2 protein-coding genes are annotated in these 1,487 nt (G+C 53.3%); both read left to right on the forward strand.

Annotation, left to right across the window (positions count from 1 at the left end):
* A partial coding sequence (locus tag RE6C_RS32655; RefSeq protein WP_039960766.1) for a hypothetical protein occupies positions 1-563 on the forward strand: 563 nt, incomplete at its 5' end.
* A gap of 132 nt (positions 564-695) precedes the next feature.
* Positions 696-1,460, forward strand: a complete 765-nt coding sequence (locus tag RE6C_RS00190) for a hypothetical protein (protein ID WP_144054606.1) — start codon at positions 696-698, stop codon at positions 1,458-1,460.
* Positions 1,461-1,487 lie beyond the last annotated feature (27 nt).

Here is a 1,487-nt window from a genome sequence, read left to right on the forward strand (position 1 = left end):
TGCCATTTGAATCCGATCGCATACCTGCGTTGAATCCATACTCGACTCCTTCGCAAGCGAAGTCTGACTCCGGCTTCACAAGCCACTCCGCTGCTGGTCCGTCGATCCTTTACACAATTCAAACCGTCTGGATTGCGACTGGAATCTCTCTTTTGACGCTAGCAATCATCGCTTCGTCGATTTTCGATGGATCTTTACGTCGCTTGTTCTCCTCCGACGACTCGTATGTTGCGTCGTTCAGTGTGTCCGTGCCAGTCGCTGCATTCTTCGCGGTCGGATGCCTGGCTGGATGGTGGTTCCAGTCATCGCGTATTGCGTTGCTGGCTACAGCTGTTCTGGTCGCGAGTTTCGGAACGCTTCTTTGGGTTTCGGACTACCTGCAAGACTTCGGTGAGGGAGACCAGATAATCGGCTACCTCGGAATTGGAGTGCTTTCTGGCGGCTCATTTGGTCTAACCGCATTTTTGATCCGCAACACAGGCGCTAGAGTTGTATTCTCGATTGTACCCCATCTATGCTTTGGGATTGGCTATGCTGCCGCTCTGCACACCATGTCACAGTGACACCGAAGAAGGCAGAACCAAAAAATGCACCCGAGTCGCGAAGTCGGGCGTTTTGACAATGGACATTCTCTCGTCGCGACCGGGTGATTTTAGACGTTCCCCGACTGTAATGAGATGCTCCCGTTCCTAACGTTGACGATCGTCTTTTGCTACATCTGGATCGCTTTCGATCCGTGGATGCAAGAGGCATTTCTCGTTTATGGGCGAGCCTTTCGCGCTGCGATCGAGATGAAAGCGTGGGACATTATGTTTCGCTGTGGTTGGCGTCTCCTCGCTTTGCTCGCTGCCATCGTCTCGACGCTTGGTATTGCCGCTGATGCACTCCTGATTAATGCTGACGATCTTGGGCGGCCTCTTGTATTCGCCTGGGCATCACTGGTGGTGTTCACGGTCGCCCTAATACCCTGGCCGTTCGCCATTGCTGCGTATCGCTACCGCCGCGAAATTGATGGGTTTGTCCAGGAACTTTTGCCCATTGCACAAAGGATTGCTGCTGCCAATGACCCGGCCAACACATTTGATCTCGCGAACTACGAGAATGACGGCGACTGGATCGCCTGGCATCCGAATGCAAACGAATTCAACGCAAGTGGCGAGAATTCCGTTTGGCGACGTATTGCTCCCGTCTTTTACACATCCCCCTCACATCCTCGTTCCGTCGTATTTGCAATTGATTGGTCTAGCTTTTTTGTCTGGGGTAACCTTCCGACGCTCCCATCACTCAAGAGCTTTTTGCCTTTTCGTGGGCCTGGGGCGACTGCATTTCGTTATCTTGGCGTTCGAGCATTGACGGCCAACACCGATTGCTGGGTAATTCGCTCGGATATGGACATGCAGGACGATGCGGGGAACCATGCCGTGCACCGGAGCGGCGTCAGCGCGTTTTCTAATGGTTAGTTTTACTCTCGCTGCCCGGTGACGGCG

The sequence above is a fragment of the Rhodopirellula europaea 6C genome, from assembly GCF_000338295.1.
Lineage (GTDB): Bacteria > Planctomycetota > Planctomycetia > Pirellulales > Pirellulaceae > Rhodopirellula > Rhodopirellula europaea.